12 protein-coding genes are annotated in these 19,335 nt (G+C 46.7%); 11 read left to right on the top strand and 1 reads right to left on the bottom strand.

What is annotated here, in order from left to right; all coding sequences use genetic code 11:
* The first annotated feature begins 68 nt into the window (after positions 1-68).
* The 9 genes from ACN0UY_RS04770 to purF all read left to right on the top strand — a co-directional run bounded on the left by ACN0UY_RS04770 (position 69) and on the right by purF (position 9,994).
* Complete coding sequence (locus tag ACN0UY_RS04770) at positions 69-1,256, top strand: 4-phosphoerythronate dehydrogenase (RefSeq protein WP_417665583.1); 1,188 nt, start codon at positions 69-71, stop codon at positions 1,254-1,256.
* A complete protein-coding gene (locus ACN0UY_RS04765) occupies positions 1,256-2,272 on the top strand; it encodes an aspartate-semialdehyde dehydrogenase (protein ID WP_417665582.1) in 1,017 nt (338 codons plus the stop codon). Before ACN0UY_RS04770 ends, ACN0UY_RS04765 begins: the two co-directional genes overlap by 1 nt.
* A gap of 63 nt (positions 2,273-2,335) precedes the next feature.
* A complete protein-coding gene (locus tag ACN0UY_RS04760) occupies positions 2,336-4,312 on the top strand; it encodes a FimV/HubP family polar landmark protein (protein WP_417665581.1) in 1,977 nt (658 codons plus the stop codon).
* Positions 4,312-5,109 carry a tRNA pseudouridine(38-40) synthase TruA gene (truA, locus tag ACN0UY_RS04755; protein ID WP_417665580.1) on the top strand — a complete coding sequence of 266 codons (798 nt, stop codon included), beginning with the start codon at positions 4,312-4,314 and terminating at the stop codon, positions 5,107-5,109. Before ACN0UY_RS04760 ends, truA begins: the two co-directional genes overlap by 1 nt.
* Positions 5,110-5,208: 99 nt before the next feature.
* Complete coding sequence (gene accD / locus ACN0UY_RS04750) at positions 5,209-6,072, top strand: acetyl-CoA carboxylase, carboxyltransferase subunit beta (protein WP_128351144.1); 864 nt, start codon at positions 5,209-5,211, stop codon at positions 6,070-6,072.
* A gap of 3 nt (positions 6,073-6,075) precedes the next feature.
* Positions 6,076-7,359 (top strand): bifunctional tetrahydrofolate synthase/dihydrofolate synthase, encoded by a 1,284-nt coding sequence (gene folC, locus ACN0UY_RS04745; RefSeq protein WP_417665579.1) that lies wholly within the window; start codon positions 6,076-6,078, stop codon positions 7,357-7,359.
* 3 nt (positions 7,360-7,362) lie between these two features.
* Positions 7,363-7,899 carry an SPOR domain-containing protein gene (locus ACN0UY_RS04740; RefSeq protein ID WP_417665578.1) on the top strand — a complete coding sequence of 179 codons (537 nt, stop codon included), beginning with the start codon at positions 7,363-7,365 and terminating at the stop codon, positions 7,897-7,899.
* Between the two features lie 73 nt (positions 7,900-7,972).
* Positions 7,973-8,464, top strand: coding sequence for a CvpA family protein (locus ACN0UY_RS04735; RefSeq protein ID WP_417665577.1), 492 nt, complete (start codon positions 7,973-7,975; stop codon positions 8,462-8,464).
* Positions 8,465-8,479: 15 nt separating this feature from the next.
* Positions 8,480-9,994, top strand: a complete 1,515-nt coding sequence (gene purF / locus ACN0UY_RS04730) for an amidophosphoribosyltransferase (RefSeq protein ID WP_417665576.1) — start codon at positions 8,480-8,482, stop codon at positions 9,992-9,994.
* A gap of 37 nt (positions 9,995-10,031) precedes the next feature.
* Here the strand turns inward: purF and astB are convergent, their stop codons facing one another.
* Positions 10,032-11,375, bottom strand: coding sequence for an N-succinylarginine dihydrolase (astB, locus tag ACN0UY_RS04725; RefSeq protein ID WP_417665575.1), 1,344 nt, complete (start codon positions 11,373-11,375; stop codon positions 10,032-10,034).
* Positions 11,376-11,615: 240 nt separating this feature from the next.
* Here astB and topA point away from each other — a divergent pair, with 240 nt between their 5' ends.
* Together topA and ACN0UY_RS04715 are read left to right on the top strand one after the other, a co-directional pair.
* Positions 11,616-14,246 (top strand): type I DNA topoisomerase, encoded by a 2,631-nt coding sequence (topA, locus tag ACN0UY_RS04720; protein WP_417665574.1) that lies wholly within the window; start codon positions 11,616-11,618, stop codon positions 14,244-14,246.
* Positions 14,247-15,480: 1,234 nt separating this feature from the next.
* Positions 15,481-19,137 carry a P-loop NTPase fold protein gene (locus ACN0UY_RS04715; RefSeq protein ID WP_417665573.1) on the top strand — a complete coding sequence of 1,219 codons (3,657 nt, stop codon included), beginning with the start codon at positions 15,481-15,483 and terminating at the stop codon, positions 19,135-19,137.
* Positions 19,138-19,335: the final 198 nt, after the last annotated feature.

Genomic DNA, 19,335 nt, shown 5'->3' with positions numbered 1-19,335 from the left:
TTGGCGCACCTTTTTGTTGTATGCTCTTTAACAATTCATCCATCGCTAAATTTTAGAAGGTCTGGTCAATGCATGTATTGGCGGATGCCTCGATGCCCTTGGTTAACGAACTCGCTGATGCATTAACTGCTCAGGGAGTGAGGTTAACGCTGACTACATTTCAAGGGCGACAACCGCAACCAGAGCTGTTAGCGCAAGCTGATGCATTGATGATTCGTTCGATCACCACGGTTGATTCGCAATTATTGGCGCTCGCTCCAAAGTTGCGCTGGTTGGGTACGGCTACCATCGGCACCGAGCATGTTGATACGGCTGCTTGCAAAGCTGCTGGGGTTGTCTTTGTGTCGACGCCCGGTGTAAATGCAAACGCAGTTGGTGATTATGTGGCAAGTGCCGTGAGTAACTTTTCTTTGCAGCGCGGGCAACTGCCGCAAGGAGAGGTTGCTATTATTGGTGCTGGCCATACCGGACGGGCCGCTGGGCAACGTCTCAGTGGGCTGGGTTTCACCGTGCACTATTATGATCCTCCACTGGCAGAGCTAGGTGTTAAAGGCGTGCATGCCAATTGGCAGCGCGTGCTGAACAGCGGCGTCATTAGTTGCCATGTTCCTTTGACGCAAACAGGTACGCACGCTACCTACCATTTATTCGACAGTGCCGCGATAGCCGCTTTACCCGCAGGTTGCTTGCTAATTAATGCAAGCCGCGGTGCGGTGGTTGAGGAACAAGGTTTACGGCAAGCGATGCGTGCGCAACAGGCTTTGCACGTGGTGCTGGATGTGTGGGAGCACGAACCCACCATAGCCGCTGACTTAATGCCTTGGTTGCTCTATGCAACTCCGCATATTGCAGGCCACAGCGTAGCGGGTAAAGTAGCAGGTACATTACGATTGTTTGAGGATGTCTGCGCAACCTTACTGGCACCGCAGCAGCAGGTTCGTTTGCCGCAACTGTCGCAGCTACTGGAACGTTGGCCTGAGGCAACGCACAAACGGCAGTGGCAGACTTTGCAGGCGCCGACATGGCAAATGCTAGCATCTTGGGTGCGTGACATTTATGATATACGAAATGACGACCAGTTATTACGTCATAGCGCGTTTACCAAAGAGGATTTTGATCGCCTGCGCCGCAATTATGCAGCGCGCGCAGAGTTATCCTGTGGCGAAGTTCATGGTAACGACTGGTTGGCGCAGAGTGAGTGGCAAGAACGACTTGCTCAGCTCACCTTTTCATTCAAATTTATACAGGAGCAGTAATGTCACGCGCTTATAATGTTGCAGTACTTGGAGCGACTGGCCTTGTCGGTCAGCACATGATTGAAATTTTAGAAGCTCGCGACTTTCCTGTCGCTCAGTTATTTCCGCTGGCAAGTAGCCGTTCAGCAGGTTCGACAGTTACCTTTCGTGGTGAAGAAATTACCGTGCTCGACGCCGATACCTTTGATTGGAGTCAGGTTGAACTTGGCTTTTTCTCAGCGGGCGGAGCAATTTCGCGCATCTATGCGCCGCGAGCCGCGGATGCTGGCTGCATTGTTATCGATAACACCTCGGAGTTTCGCTACGAGCCGGATATCCCCCTAGTGGTGCCGGAAGTTAATGCGCACGCATTAGCTGATTTTCGTAATCGCAACATTGTTGCCAACCCGAATTGCTCGACCATTCAAATGTTGGTGGCACTCAAGCCGATCCACGATGCCGTGGGTATTGACCGTATTAACGTGGCCACGTACCAGTCGACTTCGGGCGCAGGTAAAGAAGCGATGGATGAATTAGCGCAACAAACGGCAGCCTTGTTGAATGGGCGTCCGGTTGAGGTTGACTGCTTTAGCCGCCAAATTGCGTTCAATTGCATTCCACAAATTGACGTGTTTATGGATAACGATTACACCAAAGAAGAAATGAAAATGGTGTGGGAAACACAGAAGATTTTTGGTGATGAAAGCATCCGGGTTAATGCGACAGCCGTGCGTGTGCCAGTATTTTTCGGGCATGCGGAAGCGATTCATATAGAAACCTTGCAGCCGCTTGATGCAGTGCAGGCGAAGGAATTATTACGCAATGCACCGGGTGTGCTTTTGTTTGATAACAATGACGATTTTCCGACACAAGTAGGTAACGCAGCAGGACACGATGAAGTTTTTGTAGGCCGCGTGCGAAACGACATTTCACATCCACAGGGTTTAAATTTGTGGGTGGTAGCAGATAATGTTCGCAAAGGCGCCGCGACAAACAGTATTCAGATTGCAGAACACTTAATTCGCGACTATATGTAAAACTATCCATCTTTCAATGCGGTACCGATAATTACAACGATTACAAAAGAGGGAACCAGCTCAATGAAACGGAATACCTTGGCAGTTGCAGCCGGTATAGCACTGGCACTCGGCTCGTCGACGGTGGTAACCGCAGACGCAAGCTTTGTGAATACAAGTGCAGTTGTGATGCTGCAGGGGCAGGCGACCTCGCGGTGGCAAGCTGATCGGTTTGGTCCAATCGTTTCATCCGACACACTTTGGTCTATTGCTATGTATTATGGCGATAAAACCGATTTGTCGGTGTATGAAATGATGGATTTATTCATTGAGTTGAATCCTGAAGCCTTCATTAATGGTCGTGCTGACCGCATGATGGATGGTTACTATTTAAAAGTTCCGCCAGCGGCGCAAGCCCAACGTGCTGCATCGGCACCGGTGGTTACGGACGAGCCAGTTGAAACCGCACGTACTGCAGAAATGGTTGAGCCGACCTCGCCAGGTGCGGTGACGGAAACTCCTGCGACCGATAATGCTGAAGCGGCAACGGGGAGCGTTCAGTACGACGTGCAAGAGCTGAGCCAATTACGCAATCAGTTGGCCGAATCAATTGAGTTGATTGAACGCTTAAATAGCGAAAACACTGTGTTGCAGGAACGTTTAGACAGTGTGACAGCCCAGCTTGAACAAATGCAGCTGAAGGTGAATGCCGAACAGCGGGCTGAATCGGATTTACAGCAACAAATTGAGGCTGAATTGGCTGCAACTCAGCAGGAGCAAGTTGATTTAACCGATGCAACGACGGCAGAGACCACCGCTGAGGTTACAGACGGGCAACCTGCAACTGCAGCTGCAACGGTTACGGAAGAACCTGCGGCGGAAGTTACAACTCAGGCAGAAGTGAAACCTGAGCCAGAAGTTGAACCGCAACCAGTTGCAACACCAAAACCCGCACCTCGTAAGAAACAATCGGATTATGAAGCCTTTGTCGAGTGGTTGTTACAACCATTCCAGTTAACTTTGGCTATTTTGATTCCATTATTATTGGCGGCGATCATTTGGTACATGCTGTATGTGCGTCGGCTTAATCGTGAACATATAGGGCCATACAGCGGTGCCATGCAGGCTGCTGCGAAAGAAAAAGAGCAAGGCAAAGAAGAATCGACTGAGAAACTCAGCGCTTTTGAAGAGGCCGAGCAGGCCGCAGCTGCTGAAGAAGCTGCCGAGATGCCGGAATTTGAGCGCTTGGATGATGAGGATGACTATGCTCAGTTGGAAGACAATGTTGAGGATGAGGCGACACAGCTTGAAGATGAGCTCGCTGCGCTGGACGAAGATACAGAATCGTCTGAAATCGATCAGCCAGCTGATAAGGATCAAGACACCGATTTAGACAGTTTATTGGCATCAAGCTTTGACCAGGAAGAGAGCACTGAAGAAGTTGAAGCAGCGTCTGAGCCGCAATCTGAGCCTGAGCCTGAGTTCGAGACGCTGTCAGATATTGAACCAGAACCAGAAGTTGAGCCAGTACCAGAAATTGAGCCCGAGCAAGACCATACGGATGAAGCTAAAGCCGAGGTTAATAGCGACGATGATATGACTTTGGATTTTCATATCGACGACGAACCAGCTAGCAAAAAGCCGGAGTCAACCGACGTTGATGTTGAACTGGAGCAATTTGAAGATATTAACCTTGATGACATTGACTTAGAGGGTCTAAGTGCTGAAGAGCCGAGCGATGCCAGTGACAATAAAACAGAGACTGAGTTGACGCTTGATGAAGACGCCAGCGACGAGTTTCTCGAAATTGATGCGTTATTGGAAGAGGCTGAATCTGAGGATTCTGATTTTGACAGTCCACGTTTTGAACGCGAAGCGGGTCAAGTTGATGACAGTGAAGAAACGCCATCAGGTATCTTAGATCTTGCCCGTGCCTACATGGATATGGATGAGTACGAATTAGCGCGTGAAGAACTGGAAAAAGTTGCAGCTTCTGATGATGAAGATGCTAAACGTGAAGCAGCAATGTTGTTACAAAAAATTGAAGAACAGGGTCATTAATGAGTAGTACGCGCATTGCGCTTGGAATTGAATACGATGGCAGTCAATATTTTGGATGGCAACGGCAACGTGAAGTTGTTTGCGTGCAGGAAGTATTGGAACGGGCGTTAACTAAAGTCGCCAATCACCCGGTTGAAGTAACTTGTGCGGGGCGTACTGATGCCGGTGTGCATGCAACCGGCCAAGTCGTGCACTTTGACACGGCCAATGAGCGTGCTATGCCAGCGTGGACCATGGGTGTGAACAGTAACCTGCCGGACTCAGTTGCGGTGCGCTGGGCAAGCGAAGTGCCCAGTGACTTTAGTGCGCGCTTCAGCGCAACCGGGCGGCGCTATCGTTATATTATTGCCAATCAAAAAATGCGTCCAGGTATATTGGGGCGCGGTTTGAGCCATTACCATCAACCTTTGGATGCGCAACGTATGCACAACGCTGCGCAGCATTTGCTTGGCGAGCATGACTTCAGTGCTTTTCGGGCAGCGCAGTGCCAATCGCACTCCCCGAATCGCTGCGTTACCCGCATCGATGTGAGCCGCCAGGGCGATTTTGTGGTGGTCGATATCGCCGCTAATGCCTTTTTGCACCACATGGTTCGAAATATTGTCGGTAGCCTGCTGGAAGTAGGTAAAGGCGAGCAACCGCAGGATTGGTTAGCAACGCTGCTAAATGGTCGCGACCGTAAGCTAGCCGCTGCTACTGCGAAGGCCGAAGGTCTGTATTTGGTGCAAGTGGACTATCCAAGTGACTTTAAATTACCCATATTACCGCCGGGGCCTTTGTGGTTACCTGACTGTTAAGACCACTTTTTGCTAAACTGATTACCTTGAATATGCTTTAATAGAGGCATATTTATGGCGTACTGGTCATACTAACGAACAAGTTAATAACGGAATCTTATGAGCTGGATTGAGCGAATTCTTGCAAAACCGAAGAGCAACAAGCGCCGCAACATTCCTGAAGGGGTGTGGGCGAAGTGTACAAGTTGTGATGCCATTCTTTATAGTGCCGATCTTGAGCGCAGCTTAAATGTTTGTCCGAAGTGCGATCACCACATGCGTGTTTCGGCGCGGGTACGCCTCGCACACTTTTTAGATGACGGGAAAGGCGATGAAATTGGTGCTGAATTAGAGCCTAAAGACATTCTTAAATTCCGAGATTCGAAAAAATACAAAGACCGTATTGCCGCAGCGCAGAAGGCCACAGGCGAAAAAGACGCATTGATTGCCCAAAAAGGCCGACTCAAAGGCATGCCAGTAGTGGCTGTTGCATTTGAATTCGAATTTATGGGCGGTTCAATGGCATCGGTGGTTGGTGCGCGTTTTGTTAAAGCTGCAGAGGTTTGTTTAAGAGAACGTATTCCACTTATTTGCTTTTCAGCTTCAGGTGGCGCCCGGATGCAAGAAGCCTTGCTGTCCTTGATGCAGATGGCGAAAACGTCCGCTGCTTTGGCGCGCATGAGCGAAGAAGGCATTCCTTACATATCGGTGCTAACCGACCCAACCATGGGTGGTGTTTCAGCAAGCTTAGCGATGCTGGGCGACATTAATATTGCTGAACCGAAAGCGCTAATTGGCTTTGCGGGGCCGCGTGTTATTGAACAAACGGTGCGTGAAACCTTGCCGGAAGGCTTCCAACGGGCAGAATTCTTGTTGGATCACGGCGCCGTGGATATGATCATCGATCGTCGCCAAATGCGAAATCGTATTGCAGCGTTGTTGGCGAAGTTCCAACATTTACCGGCTGTTGCTGACGAATATTAATTTATGAGTAACGTCGCTAAACCTTCCTCTTCAGCCGGGCTAAATGCCTGGCTGAATTATTTAGAGCACCTGCATCATAGCGCCATCGATATGGGGCTCGACCGCATCAAACAGGTCGCCAACCGCCTAGAACTTACCACCACGTCAGCGCAAGTTTTTACCGTGGCGGGCACCAATGGTAAAGGTTCGACCGTGCGCTACCTCGAGACCATTTTGCAAGAAGACGGTTACTCCACCGGCGTGTATATTTCACCGCACTTGCACCATTATGCTGAACGCGTTCGAATCAACACCAAGCAACTTAATGAAGCCGAACATGTGCAGGCTTTCGCCGCCATAGAGGCCGCGCGTGGTGATGTTTCACTGACTTACTTCGAGTTTGGCACCTTGGCCGCGTTGTGGTTGATGAAGCAGCAGCCATTAGATGCATGGATATTAGAAGTGGGTCTTGGCGGACGCTTGGATGCTGTCAATATTGTGGATGCTGATGTAGCGTTACTAACAAGTATTGGTATTGATCACATTGGCTTCTTAGGCGATGACCGAACTGGTATTGCGCGCGAAAAGGCGGGGATATTTCGAGCCAAGCGTCCAGCTATTTGTGGTGAACCTGAATTCCCGCAAGAAGTTGCTGACGCAGCATTACAAAATGGGGTGTTATTGCAACAGGTGGGGCTTGATTTCCATTATCGTATGGCGGGTGCTGGGGTGTGGCACTTTCATAATCAAGATACCGTTTTAAACAATCTACCGTTACCTCAATTACCCTTACCCAATGCAGCAACAGCGATAGCGGCGCTGGCCGCGAGTAACTTACCAATCTCTGATAAAGCTATTCGAGCCGGGCTTGAAAAGGCGCGTGAGCCGGGTCGGCTGCAATTACTTGAAGCATCAGCAAGTCGCCCGGTGGATACGCTGCTGGACGTGGCCCACAACCCGCATGCAGCGAATTATTTAGTGCAAGCCTTATTGAATCGCTTTCCCCAACGGCCTATTTACGCGGTAGTGGGCATGCTTCAGGACAAGGATATTCGTGGTACCTTGGCTGCGTTGGCTCCAGCGGTGAACCAATGGTACTTTGCCAGCTTAAGTGAACCGCGCGGGGCTGCCGCAGAGCAACTGGCAGAACAGGCGCCCGTTGGCGCGCCTGCGGCAGGTTGTTTTACCAGTGTTGAGCAAGCGTATCAACACGCGTTACAGGACGCCTTAACCATGCAAGATACACAACCGCTGGTATTGGTGTGCGGGTCGTTTTACACTGTAGGGAAAATACCAACCACGGAGTAGTGCATGGCGTCGAAGCTGCAGAATCGAATTGTCGGAAGCGTTATTTTAATTGCTCTTGCAGTGATTATTTTACCTGAGTTGTTTGACGGCAAGCCGCAGAAACAACAGGAATCGTTTGAAACAATTCCACTCCAACCCGACGTCGAAGTCGCGGAGGTTCCGGCTCAATCTGTACCCGAACGCGAGCTACCGCAATCACTTGATAGTGTTGAAACGCTTGAACTTGATGCCGATGATGCACCACAAATCAAAAAACCTACCCAAAAAGCAAATGAAGCCCCAAGCACGGCGGAAATTCAGCAACCCGGCTGGATTATTCAGTTGGGGGTGTTTCGCAATCAAGAGTCGGTTGAGCGCTTGGTGAAAGAATTGCGCGCCGCCGGCTACCCTGCTTACCGTGAAGTTGTGCAAACAGCTCAAGGCCCTCGCAACAAGCTGCTAGTAGGGCCGGGCCTCGTCAAGGCTGAGCTTGAGGCTGACCTGCCGAAACTGAAAGAACTGACCGAGCTAAACGGTCGAGTCATGCGTTATGAACCATAAGTTTTTTGACGCAAATCGAAAGGCTTTCTGTTACAATTCGCGCGAATTTTAAACCGGCTACGGAATGCTAACTATGGTCTGGATTGATATAGCGATTATTGTCGTGATTGGCTTATCAACGCTAATCAGTTTAACCCGCGGGTTTGTCAAAGAGGCGTTATCCCTTGCTATCTGGATAGCCGCTTTTTTTATCGCTAAATTCTTTTATCTTGACCTAGCTGCGTATTTTACCGGCATCAGTGACGAAATGTTGCGCAATGCCGCTGCTGTAGCAGCGCTGTTTGTGGCAACGCTTATTGTTGGCGCGCTGATTAATTATTTAATTGGGCGATTGGTGGAAACAACCGGGTTAACCGGTACTGATCGTCTGTTAGGTGGCATTTTTGGCGCACTACGTGGTGTTCTGATTGTTGCTGCTTTACTGTTTTTTATGGACTCTTTTACCGGGCTACCGAGTGAACCTTGGTGGCTAGAGTCACAGTTGATTCCACACTTTGGTGTGGTAATTCAATGGTTCTTTGAATACTTGCAGAATACGTCAAGTTTCTTACCAAAAAATGTTTAATGAGGTTGTAGTTGCATGTGTGGCATTGTTGGAATTGTAGGTAAAGACCCAGTCAATCAAGCGTTATATGACGGTTTAACGATGCTCCAGCATCGCGGCCAAGATGCAGCGGGCATCATGACAGTCGATAACGGTACGCTACGTTTACGCAAAGCCAACGGATTGGTGCGCGATGTGTTTCAAACGCGCCATATGCATCGCTTACAGGGGCGAGTAGGCATTGGTCATGTACGTTACCCTACCGCCGGCAGTTCAAGCTCAGCAGAAGCGCAGCCGTTTTATGTGAATTCGCCGTTTGGTATTGCGATGGCACACAATGGTAACTTGACCAACGCCAGCGAACTGCAGGAGCAATTATTTGCGAAAGCACGCCGGCATATCAATACCACTTCAGATTCTGAAATTTTGCTTAATATTTTTGCCCACGAGCTGTATCAGCAAGAAAGTCTCCACTTAACACCGGATGACGTATTTGCGACAGTTTCGCGTGTGCATCGCCAAATTCGTGGCGCTTACGCCGTGGTAGCAATGATTATCGGCCATGGCGTTGTCGCGTTCCGTGACCCATGGGGCATTCGTCCTCTGGTTCTCGGTATGCGTGAAACTCCGAAAGGCAATGAATATATTGTTGCTTCTGAAAGCGTGGCAGTTGACGGCACCGGGTTTAAATATGTGCGCGATGTTGAGCCTGGTGAGGCCATTTACATTTCCGAAAACGGCGAGCTGTATTCACGTCAGTGCGCGGACAATCCGCAACATTGCCCATGCATTTTTGAGTATGTTTACTTTGCGCGTCCAGATTCGTTTATCGACAAGATTTCAGTGTACGCGTCACGCGTTAATATGGGCCGTAAGCTTGGCGAAAAAGTAAAACGTGACTACGCTGATTTAGACATCGACGTGGTGATACCAATTCCTGAAACCAGTTGCGACATCGCACTCGAAATGGCGAACGTACTTGAATTGCCATATCGCCAAGGGTTCGTAAAAAATCGCTATATTGGTCGCACCTTTATTATGCCGGGGCAGACCCAACGCCGGAAATCAGTGCGCCGCAAGCTGAACGCAATCAGTGCTGAGTTCCGTGGTAAAAACGTACTCTTAGTGGATGACTCTATCGTTCGCGGTACTACCTCTGAGCAAATTATCGAGATGGCACGAGAAGCGGGTGCGAAGAAAGTGTATTTCGCTTCTGCAGCGCCAGAGATTCGTTTTCCGAATGTGTATGGCATCGACATGCCAAGTGCGAATGAATTGATAGGTCATGGCCGTGAAGCCGCTGAGATTAACGATTTAATCAAAGCTGATGGACTTATCTATCAAGAACTTGATGATTTGATTGCTGCTGTGCAGCAAGAAAACAAAGAGATTAAGCGCTTTGAAACCTCAGTATTCAACGGTGAATATATTACCGGTGATATCAATCAGAGTTATTTAGACCGTTTAGACGCTGCGCGAAATGATGTGGCCCGCCATGGCGGAGATAGCAGCGAAGATGCGAATCTGGAAGTTCACAACGAAGACGAATAACCCGGCAGTGTATGCCGGGTCATACATGTTCGTTTGACTAAAGCTGGAACGGGTAAACTGACCCAAGTTTAAGAATTTGGGTCAATTCATCAAGTGCAGTGCGAGATTCGTTTAGTAGTTGTGGATCGCGCAGATCAGAAACACTCAGTTCATCACGGTAGTGTTTGTCGACCCAAAGGTTGAGACGAGCAAATAGCTGATCGTTCATAATCACGGCTGGGTTTACTGCGTCCAGTTCCGTGTCATTTAGCGCCACGCGCAAACGTAAGCAAGCAGGGCCGCCACCATTGCGCATGCTTTGTTTTACATCGAAATAATGCACCTGACGAATCGGCGTGTTGCGGGTAACTAGTTCGGCAAGATAAGCCGCTACACGCGGATTTTCCTGACACTCTGTCGGTGCAATAATTGCCATGCTGCCGTCTTTTAACGTTAACAGCTGGGTGTTGAATAAGTACGTTTGTACGGCATCAGCGACTGACACTTCTGCAGTTTTCACTTCAATAAAATGCAATTTTTCGTCGCCAAATTTCTGCTGCATTTCAGCGAGTTTGGCTGGCGTGTCTAAAAACGCTTGCTCGTGATAAAACAGCACGTTTTGGTTACCAACAGCGATAACGTCGTTATGAAAAACACCTTGGTCAATCACGTCAGGGTTTTGCTGGATAAATACGGTGTTGTCATCGTTTAAGCCGTGTGAGCGAGCAATCGCTTGCGACGCTTCAAACGTTTGTCGGGCTGGGTATTTTGAAGGTGCTGGCTTGGTGCTGTCGAACGCGTAGCGGCCAAAGGTAAACACTTCAATACCGGCATGCCCATAATTGCTGCACAAACGCGTGTGATTCGCAGCGCCTTCGTCACCAAAATGTTCGTTGTCAGGTAAATGCAGGTGATGTTCAAAATAGCGGCTATTATTGAACATAGCTTGCAAAATACGTCCACTCGTAAGCGGCTCTAACGAGCGGTGGAATTTGTTGGTCAAGTTGGCCGGGGTAAAGTGTACTTTGCCGTCGGCTGTATCAGCACCAGGCGACACCGTTGCCGCGTTGGCCGTCCACATGCTTGATGCAGAACAAACCGCTTGAAAGATTTCAGGGGCTTGCTGTGCCGCTTTACTCAGTACTTCGCCATCTGATCCACTGAAGCCGAGGCGACGTAACGTTGCAATATCAGGGCGTTCGTGCGGCGCTAACACGCCTTGCACCATACCCATGTCATGCAACGCCTTCATTTTGGCTAAACCTTGCTTGGCAGCAGATTTGGGGCTTGAGCTTGACTTGGCATTGCTTAATGAAGCAACGTTTCCGAACGACAGCCCGGCATAATTGTGGGTTGGGCCAACAAGGCCATCGAAATTAACTTCATAGTGATGGGTGCTCAAACAAACCTCCATTGCAGTTGCAAGCGTTTAATTGTTGGCTATTATACCCACAACTTAGCCTCGGCGTAAGGCCTGAACACCTTGATTTTATTGGTCTGATAACTAGACCTATGAAACAATGCATGGATATGAGGCGAAATCGTATTTTTATGATTTTTGCGTTCGGTGGTTGTTTCGCAGCCGTATAACAGATATATCTAAAAAAAGAATCCCACACCTTACGGATAAAAAGAGAGTCGCATGGCAAAAGCGTTAGTTATTGTCGAGTCGCCCGCCAAGGCGAAGACAATTAATAAATATTTAGGGAATGATTTCGTGGTGAAGTCTAGCGTGGGGCACGTTCGTGACTTGCCAACGCGGTCTACAGCTACTGTCAAAACCAAGCCGCCCGCGGAAGTTCGTAAGATGTCGCCAGAAGCTAAGGAAGCTTACCGCCAAGAGCGTGAGTTCCAGAAACTGGTCGCACGCATGGGCATTGACCCTCAACATGGCTGGGAAGCGCACTACGAAGTGCTGCCCGGCAAAGAAAAGGTTGTCGCTGAGCTACAAAAGTTAGCAGCGAAAGCCGACGCCATTTACCTCGCGACGGATTTGGACCGCGAAGGGGAAGCCATCGCGTGGCATTTACGTGAGCTCATTGGTGGCGACGACAGTCGCTTTCAGCGCGTGGTGTTTAACGAAATCACCAAAAAAGCCATTCAGGAAGCGTTTTCACGCCCAGCCGAACTCAATATCGACCGGGTGAACGCCCAACAAACACGACGCTTTCTTGATCGCGTTGTTGGTTTCATGGTGTCGCCACTGCTGTGGAAGAAGATTGCCCGCGGCTTGTCTGCCGGTCGGGTGCAATCGGTAGCAGTGCGTTTGGTGGTTGAACGTGAGCGTGAAATTAAAGCGTTTGTACCGGAAGAATATTGGGATATTTTCGCCGATTTGAACACCCAAGCCAAAGCTGAATTGCGTATGCAGGTGCAAAAGCATCTCGGCAAGGCATTCAAAGCGGGCGATAAGGGCGCTGCCGAGGCCGCAGTGGCCGCATTGCAGTCAGCCCAGTACAAAGTCATTGATCGGGAAGATAAGCCCACCAGCAGCCGCCCATCGGCTCCGTTTATCACATCAACGTTGCAACAAGCCGCCAGCACCCGTTTAGGGTTTGGCGTTAAAAAAACCATGATGTTGGCACAACGGTTGTATGAAGCGGGGCATATCACCTATATGCGTACCGACTCTACCAACTTAAGCCAAGAAGCCGTTGCTACCTGCCGTGACTATATTGGTAAGAATTTTGGCAATGATTATTTGCCGCCGAAGCCGAATGTTTATGGGTCGAAGCAAAACGCACAAGAAGCGCACGAAGCGATTCGGCCTTCCAGTGTTGGTGTGAAATCTGAACAGTTGCGCGAAATGGAACGTGACGCACAGCGGTTGTATGAGTTGATTTGGCGTCAGTTTGTGGCGTGCCAGATGACACCAGCCCAATACGACGCCAGCACCATTTCCGTGCAGGCTGGCGATTATGAGCTGCGTGCGCGTGGCCGTGTGATGCGCTTTGCCGGTTGGACGAAAGTACAGCCACCGGCAGGTTCAAAGAATGAAGATGCAACCCTGCCTGATGTAAAAAAGGGCGAAGTGCTAAGTTTGCAGCAGTTAGATCCGCAGCAACACTTTACCAAGCCGCCAGCGCGTTTCAGCGAAGCGTCATTGGTGAAAGAGCTGGAAAAGCGCGGCATTGGCCGCCCATCAACCTACGCATCGATTATTTCAACCATTCAAGACCGTGGTTACGTGCGCGTTGAAAGCCGGCGTTTTTATGCAGAAAAAATGGGTGAGATTGTCAACGATCGCTTGGTTGACAACTTCCCACGGTTGTTGAACTACAGCTTCACGGCAGAAATGGAACAGGCACTGGATGACGTTGCCGAAGGTAAACGCAACTGGAAAGCCATGCTGGATCAGTTCTACGAAGAGTTCAGCAAGAAGTTAGCGCAGGCTGAAATGACGCCTGAAGAAGGCGGTATGCGCCCGAACCAAATGGTGCTCACCGATATTAAATGCCCGAAATGTGAGCGCCCGATGGGTATTCGCACCGCATCTACCGGTGTGTTCCTTGGTTGTTCAGGCTATGAGTTACCGCCGAAAGAACGCTGCACACAAACCATGAACCTGTTGCCAGGCGAAGAAGCGGTGCGTGTGAAGGACGATGACGACGAAGCTGAAACGCTTGCGTTGCGCGCGAAGAAGCGTTGTCCGAAGTGTGGCACTGCCATGGACAGCTACTTGATTGACGAAAAACGTAAACTGCATGTGTGTGGTAATAACCCGGCCTGTGATGGCTTTGTGGTTGAGCAGGGCGAGTTCCGCATTAAAGGCTACGACGGCCCAGTACTTGAATGTGACCGTTGCGGCAGTGACATGCAGCTAAAAACAGGGCGTTTTGGTAAGTATTTTGACTGCACCAACAGCGAATGTAAGAACACCCGTAAGCTGTTGAAAAGTGGTCAGCCGGCACCGCCAAAAGAAGACCCCGTGCCGTTCCCAGAGTTACCCTGTGAAGATTCCAATGCGCACTACGTGTTGCGTGACGGAGCTTCAGGTGTGTTCTTGTCGGCTAACACCTTCCCGCGTTCACGTGAAACCCGTGCGGTGAAAGTCAGCGAGCTGAAACGCTTTAAAGATCGGATTCCAGCGAAGTTCCATTACTTAACGGAAGCGCCGGAAAAAGACGACGATGGCAACGAAACCATTGTGCGCTACAGCCGTAAAAACAAAGAACAGTACGTAATTACCGAAGTGAACGGCAAGGCCACCGGTTGGCAAGCGCTGTATCGCGACGGTAAATGGGAAGTACAAGAAGGCAAAAAACGTAAGTAAAAAACCGCCGTTTTATGCTCGATTACCGCCTTGTTAGCAGCCGTGGCTGGGCTAGATTAAATAGTTACTTCAACAATGCTAACAAGGCTCATGGGTGAGTTTGTGGGGCGACCAAAGAAGTCAATTAAGGAAATATACTTGGGCTTGATACTGACAGGGAGTCCACAAGGAAAAGCTGATATCCGCATAGGTATCGGATTGACTAGGCCAGTCATCTAATGGGTGAGTAGCGTGATGGAACAATTTGGGAGACCTAGATTTTCAGGTTGTTGGGACGGAGGCGTTTTAGTAAATTATAACGTTTGCACTGGACTTTCAGTTTTGTGCCAAGAACAGACGGTAACGTCGACAGAATAAACTTGTGACGCGAAGCGTAATAGGTCCTGTATGCCTTCTCTTATTAACTTTCACTTGCTGCCTCGTTTATATATTTCTGTTTTCTTGCCTCTTTTTTCGCATCGAGATCTTCGTAGTATTTACTCTCTCTAATTTCAGGGAAGAAGGTGTTTCTTTTAGCAATGCTTTCTTTTCGGTAAGTTGTCTTAATCTTTTTTGCTTTGGGATATTACCCTCTGGACGCAATGATGTTTGTTCATTGCGGCCTTGACGCAGAGTCGTGCGCGATCGACTGGGTAAGCGTTCAGTGCATTGATATTGGTATAAAAGGTGTTGCCGCACATGGGCTTGAGTGCGATTTATTCACCTGCGCGACATAAATTTCAGCATTATCTCATTCCCAAAGAGGCAATAGCCCTGTGAACTCTAGTAAGTAAATCTTGTAAGTACCTGACACGCTGAGCCTGTGAAGTTGAAGGTAATTCAGCTGAATCACTAGTAAGTCCTGTCTATGATTTTCGATTTCCTTTATAGAGTCGCTGAAAAGTGTCTAGGCAAATAATAATGATTCAGTTCATCTCCGTTTCTTCGGATTCATAGGTGCCACAAGATGAATGATCAGCAAGAGATATCTGAAGTAAAAAGAATTGCGAATTATAATCCAGCAAGGTAAACACCCGCTGTACAGCGTTTGAAAAATCATATACTTTTGTAATTTGTGTGGTTTTTGTAAGTTTTATGATCAGGATTAAAGCTAAGATTATTTATGCATTAAGTTGGTGTTCTACTTTTTAGTCTTCAACTTTCAATGAGTTAGTAGTGTCTTATTAAATAATTAATCCGCTGGATCAGCGTCATCATAACCATACTGAAACTGATGAGAGAGAAGGGATAATTGATGACTGCTAAACGGCAAGAACTTAACGAAACCACGTCATGGAACCTAGTTCCTTTAACTCCTAAATATATAGAAACAGAACATGGGAGTTACGTCGACGCAATAAATCGCGCGCTTGGAGATGAAAAAGTGCGAAATATTGCACTTTCTGGTAGTTATGGAGTTGGTAAAAGTAGCATATTACAAAAAGTGGCTGATCAGCATGGAAAGAAAGCAGTCGAAATATCTTTGTCTACTTTATCTCCTATCAAAGCATCCCAGCTTGATGAAACTGTGCCTAAACAAGCAACAACCTTAACCAATCGCATTCAACAGGAAATAGTTAAGCAACTTCTTTATCTCGAAAAGCCTTATAAAATGCCAAGTTCTCGGTTTCGACGAATTGAGGGACTAAGATTTACCCGTGAGATTGGAATCTCAATTCTTGCGGCCTTGGTGGCGACGATGGTATTTCTTCTCTCTGGATGGACAGATAAAATTGCTTCGGTTTTTATTCCAAGCTTTTACCCAGATTTCTTGGGGCACTTGGCTGTATTCGTTACTTTTATAGTATTAACCATTGGACTGAGATTTCTATCTCATGGGCGAATTCATGTTAGTCAGTTTAGTACAGGCACTGCAACAGTAAAACTTGACGACAAATCTGTGTCTTATTTTGACCAATATTTGGATGAGATACTCTATTTCTTTGAAATGTCAGAGCAAAGTATTGTAATATTTGAAGATATTGACCGCTTTAACGACTCACAAATTTTTGAAACTCTTCGAGCTTTGAATACTCTTTTGAACTCATCTCCGCAAGTTAGTCAAAATGTGCGATTTATATACGCAATTAAAGATAGTATATTTGATCACAGCAGCCTTGCTCGGGAGAACCGCGAGATTCAATCAGAATACTCATCTACGAACGACTCCGCTGAGTCAGAGATTATACGAGCCAATCGAACCAAGTTTTTTGACCTTATAATTCCCGTCGTACCTTTTATCACTCATCGGAGTGCGCGTAATATAGTCGAGCAAATCACGCAGCCTTTGGAACAACGTATCAAGGGCGACCTCATCGATATAGCAAGTCGCTTTGTACCAGATATGAGATTACTCAAGAATGTTCGAAATGAGTTTATAGTGTTTTATAACCGAATTTTTTCTGGCGAGGGTAGGCAGCTCAAACTCTGTGAAACTGAGCTATTTGCAATGATGCTCTATAAGAGTACTTATATATCTGATTTTGAAGCGATACGCACGGGGAAAAGTAACCTAGATAAGCTTTATTATTTAGGTAGACAATTAATTAATCATAACGTTAGATTGTTAGAGCACACGATTCAGAATATGCGGCAGCAGCAGTCTGATGTTAATTCTATAGACATTAATAGTAATAGACTCGGTAAGGCTCTCATAGCACATATCGAGCGCACTGCGACTTCAGCAACCTACAATACCAATAATTACCATTATGCATTCGCAGGTAACGAGATAACCAAGGAAGAACTCTGTCAGGCGAAGTTCTGGGAAGATTTTGTTTCAGCTTCTGAAGAGTCAAAAGTAACCTTTAAATCTGCTTTTGAAAATAAGTCTTTGCAGTTTTCACGTAAACTGGTAGCAGAAGCACTAGATACTAACCTAGATCCAGAACACTGGGATAGAACTAATAAGTTAAAGCTTCAGGAAAAAATTAAAGAGCTAAAAAACAGCTTGATTTTTCTTCGTAGCGCCGACATGGGCGATTTGATTTCAACGCCCGATTTCAAATTTAATTATGAAGGCAATACTTGCACCTTCGATGATGTCGCACGAAAAATACTAAAAGATGGTTTAGCCTATAAGTTACTTAAATCAAAGTTCATTAACCGAAACTTCACATTATATACATCTACATTCCATGGAAATTTAGTTAGTCCTGAAGCCACGAACTTTATAATCCATCATGTAGAACAAAATAAGATGGATGAGCACTTCAAGCTGGACGATGATGATGTAGTGGCGGTTCTTAAGGAATGCGATCCGAAAGCACTAGCGGAGCCAGCTCTTTACAATATTTCGATTCTTGATCAACTTCTGAAAAGCAAGTCAGAACACGCTGTCATTATGGTTAAATCTTTAACAACTCTGGGGCCCGATCAGCGTAGGTTCATTCAAGCTTATCTAAATAATGGGAAAGAACTTTTTGCATTCGTAGCTTTGATGGTTAGGTTCTCTCCCGATACTCTTATTTATCTCAACTCTGATGCGCAACTGGACAATATAAAGCATCTTTCTCTAATGGATCATGCCCTATTAAATCTAAATGGGAATATGGATTACAAAGTTGACTCAGATTTATCTTTATTTATCAAAAATAACTATGACAACCTTACTGCACTTACCTCGGATTCGTTAGATGAATCACAAATAAAAATAATAGCAGAAGTACTCTCGAACTGTGGTATTAAGATCCCGGACTTAAAACTCGTATCAGGGAACGCTAAAAATGTTCTATTAGAAGAAAATTTGTATGAGATTAATCGCTCCAACTTGTTGTTTGCCACCGGACTTGACGAAGATATTTCCTTAGATCTGATGCTTGTGGCTTGTCCAGTCGTGTACCAATATATCCTTGAGAATCTCGACAAATACCTAGAAATACTCGATGATCTAGAAGTAACGATCTCTGATGAGGAATATGTTTATCAGGTGCTTAAGGATGTATTAACTAACGATCCAGAGAAGTTGGAAAAAATAATAGGTAGCGCATCACCAAGTAGCTCGGTTCAGGTTTTAATTGACGCTCCTAAAGAATCATGGCCCTACTTGGCTTCTAACCTTCTATTTCATGAAACGTTAGCTAACATTAAAGATTACTTTGCTCACATCGGTGGCATGGACCACTGCGTTGCCAAACTGCTCGCATCGTCCCAAAAGATTATAGTGTCCGAAGAATCAGATGAAGAGCAAAAAAATGAAATAGCAAAGCAGATATTGACTGCCAATGAATTTTTGCCTTCTGCGTCGATGCGTGTAGCGATTGTATTCAGTATGAACTTAACGTCTTATATAGATGTTGACGAGATCCCTTCAGAGAGGGGGGATTTATTTGCTTTACTTATAAAACACCAAATTATAGAGGATAACGAAGCTGCTTATTCGAAACTAAGCGACACAGACTGGCATACCCGTGAATTATTTATTCAGAACTCTAGTAATTTTAAGCACTATATTTCCCCTAATTTGCTAAAAGACAGTCTCTCAAATATTTTGTTAAGCGAGAAAGTGGACGATGATACGAAATTAATGATAGTAGAGCATGCAGATGATTTCATGCATGGCGCTAGTAAAGAAGATCTAATCCAATTAGCGAGATATACCAATAACTTTCAGCGGCAGGTTTTGGAAGACGTTTTAATACATTTTTCAAATCACGATGTTCCCACACATTTAATTATTAGCCTTCTAGCTAGGTCGTTGCCGTCGCTAGAAAAGGATCAGGTTTTAAGAGTGTTAAATAAACTAGGCGGGAACTACCCGAAAATTACATCAGCTGGGCGAGAGAAGCCGAGAGTTCCAAATACATCGGCGATGCGTTCTATACTGGATAAACTCAAGGAATATGGAGTTGTCAGTAGATATGACGAGGAATTAAAATTTATTAAAGTATTTAAGCATTACCAACCTAGATAATAGTGCGTTTACCAAGCACACTTGTTATGTATTTGTTTAAATGCAAGCATCGATGTAAATCTGTGTTGGTTTTGATATTCCTCCTAAAATAACACCACATTTTCAACGAAGTTTCGGTTTCAATATTCAGTTTTGGCCAGTAGAGTATAAAAAATGATAAAAACACTACTGGGCGTCTAATTGGCTAGAGGCGATTTA

It is taken from the genome of Pseudidiomarina sp. (assembly GCF_048268165.1).
Lineage (GTDB): Bacteria > Pseudomonadota > Gammaproteobacteria > Enterobacterales > Alteromonadaceae > Pseudidiomarina.
This window is presented reverse-complemented; position numbering and strand designations above follow the sequence as displayed.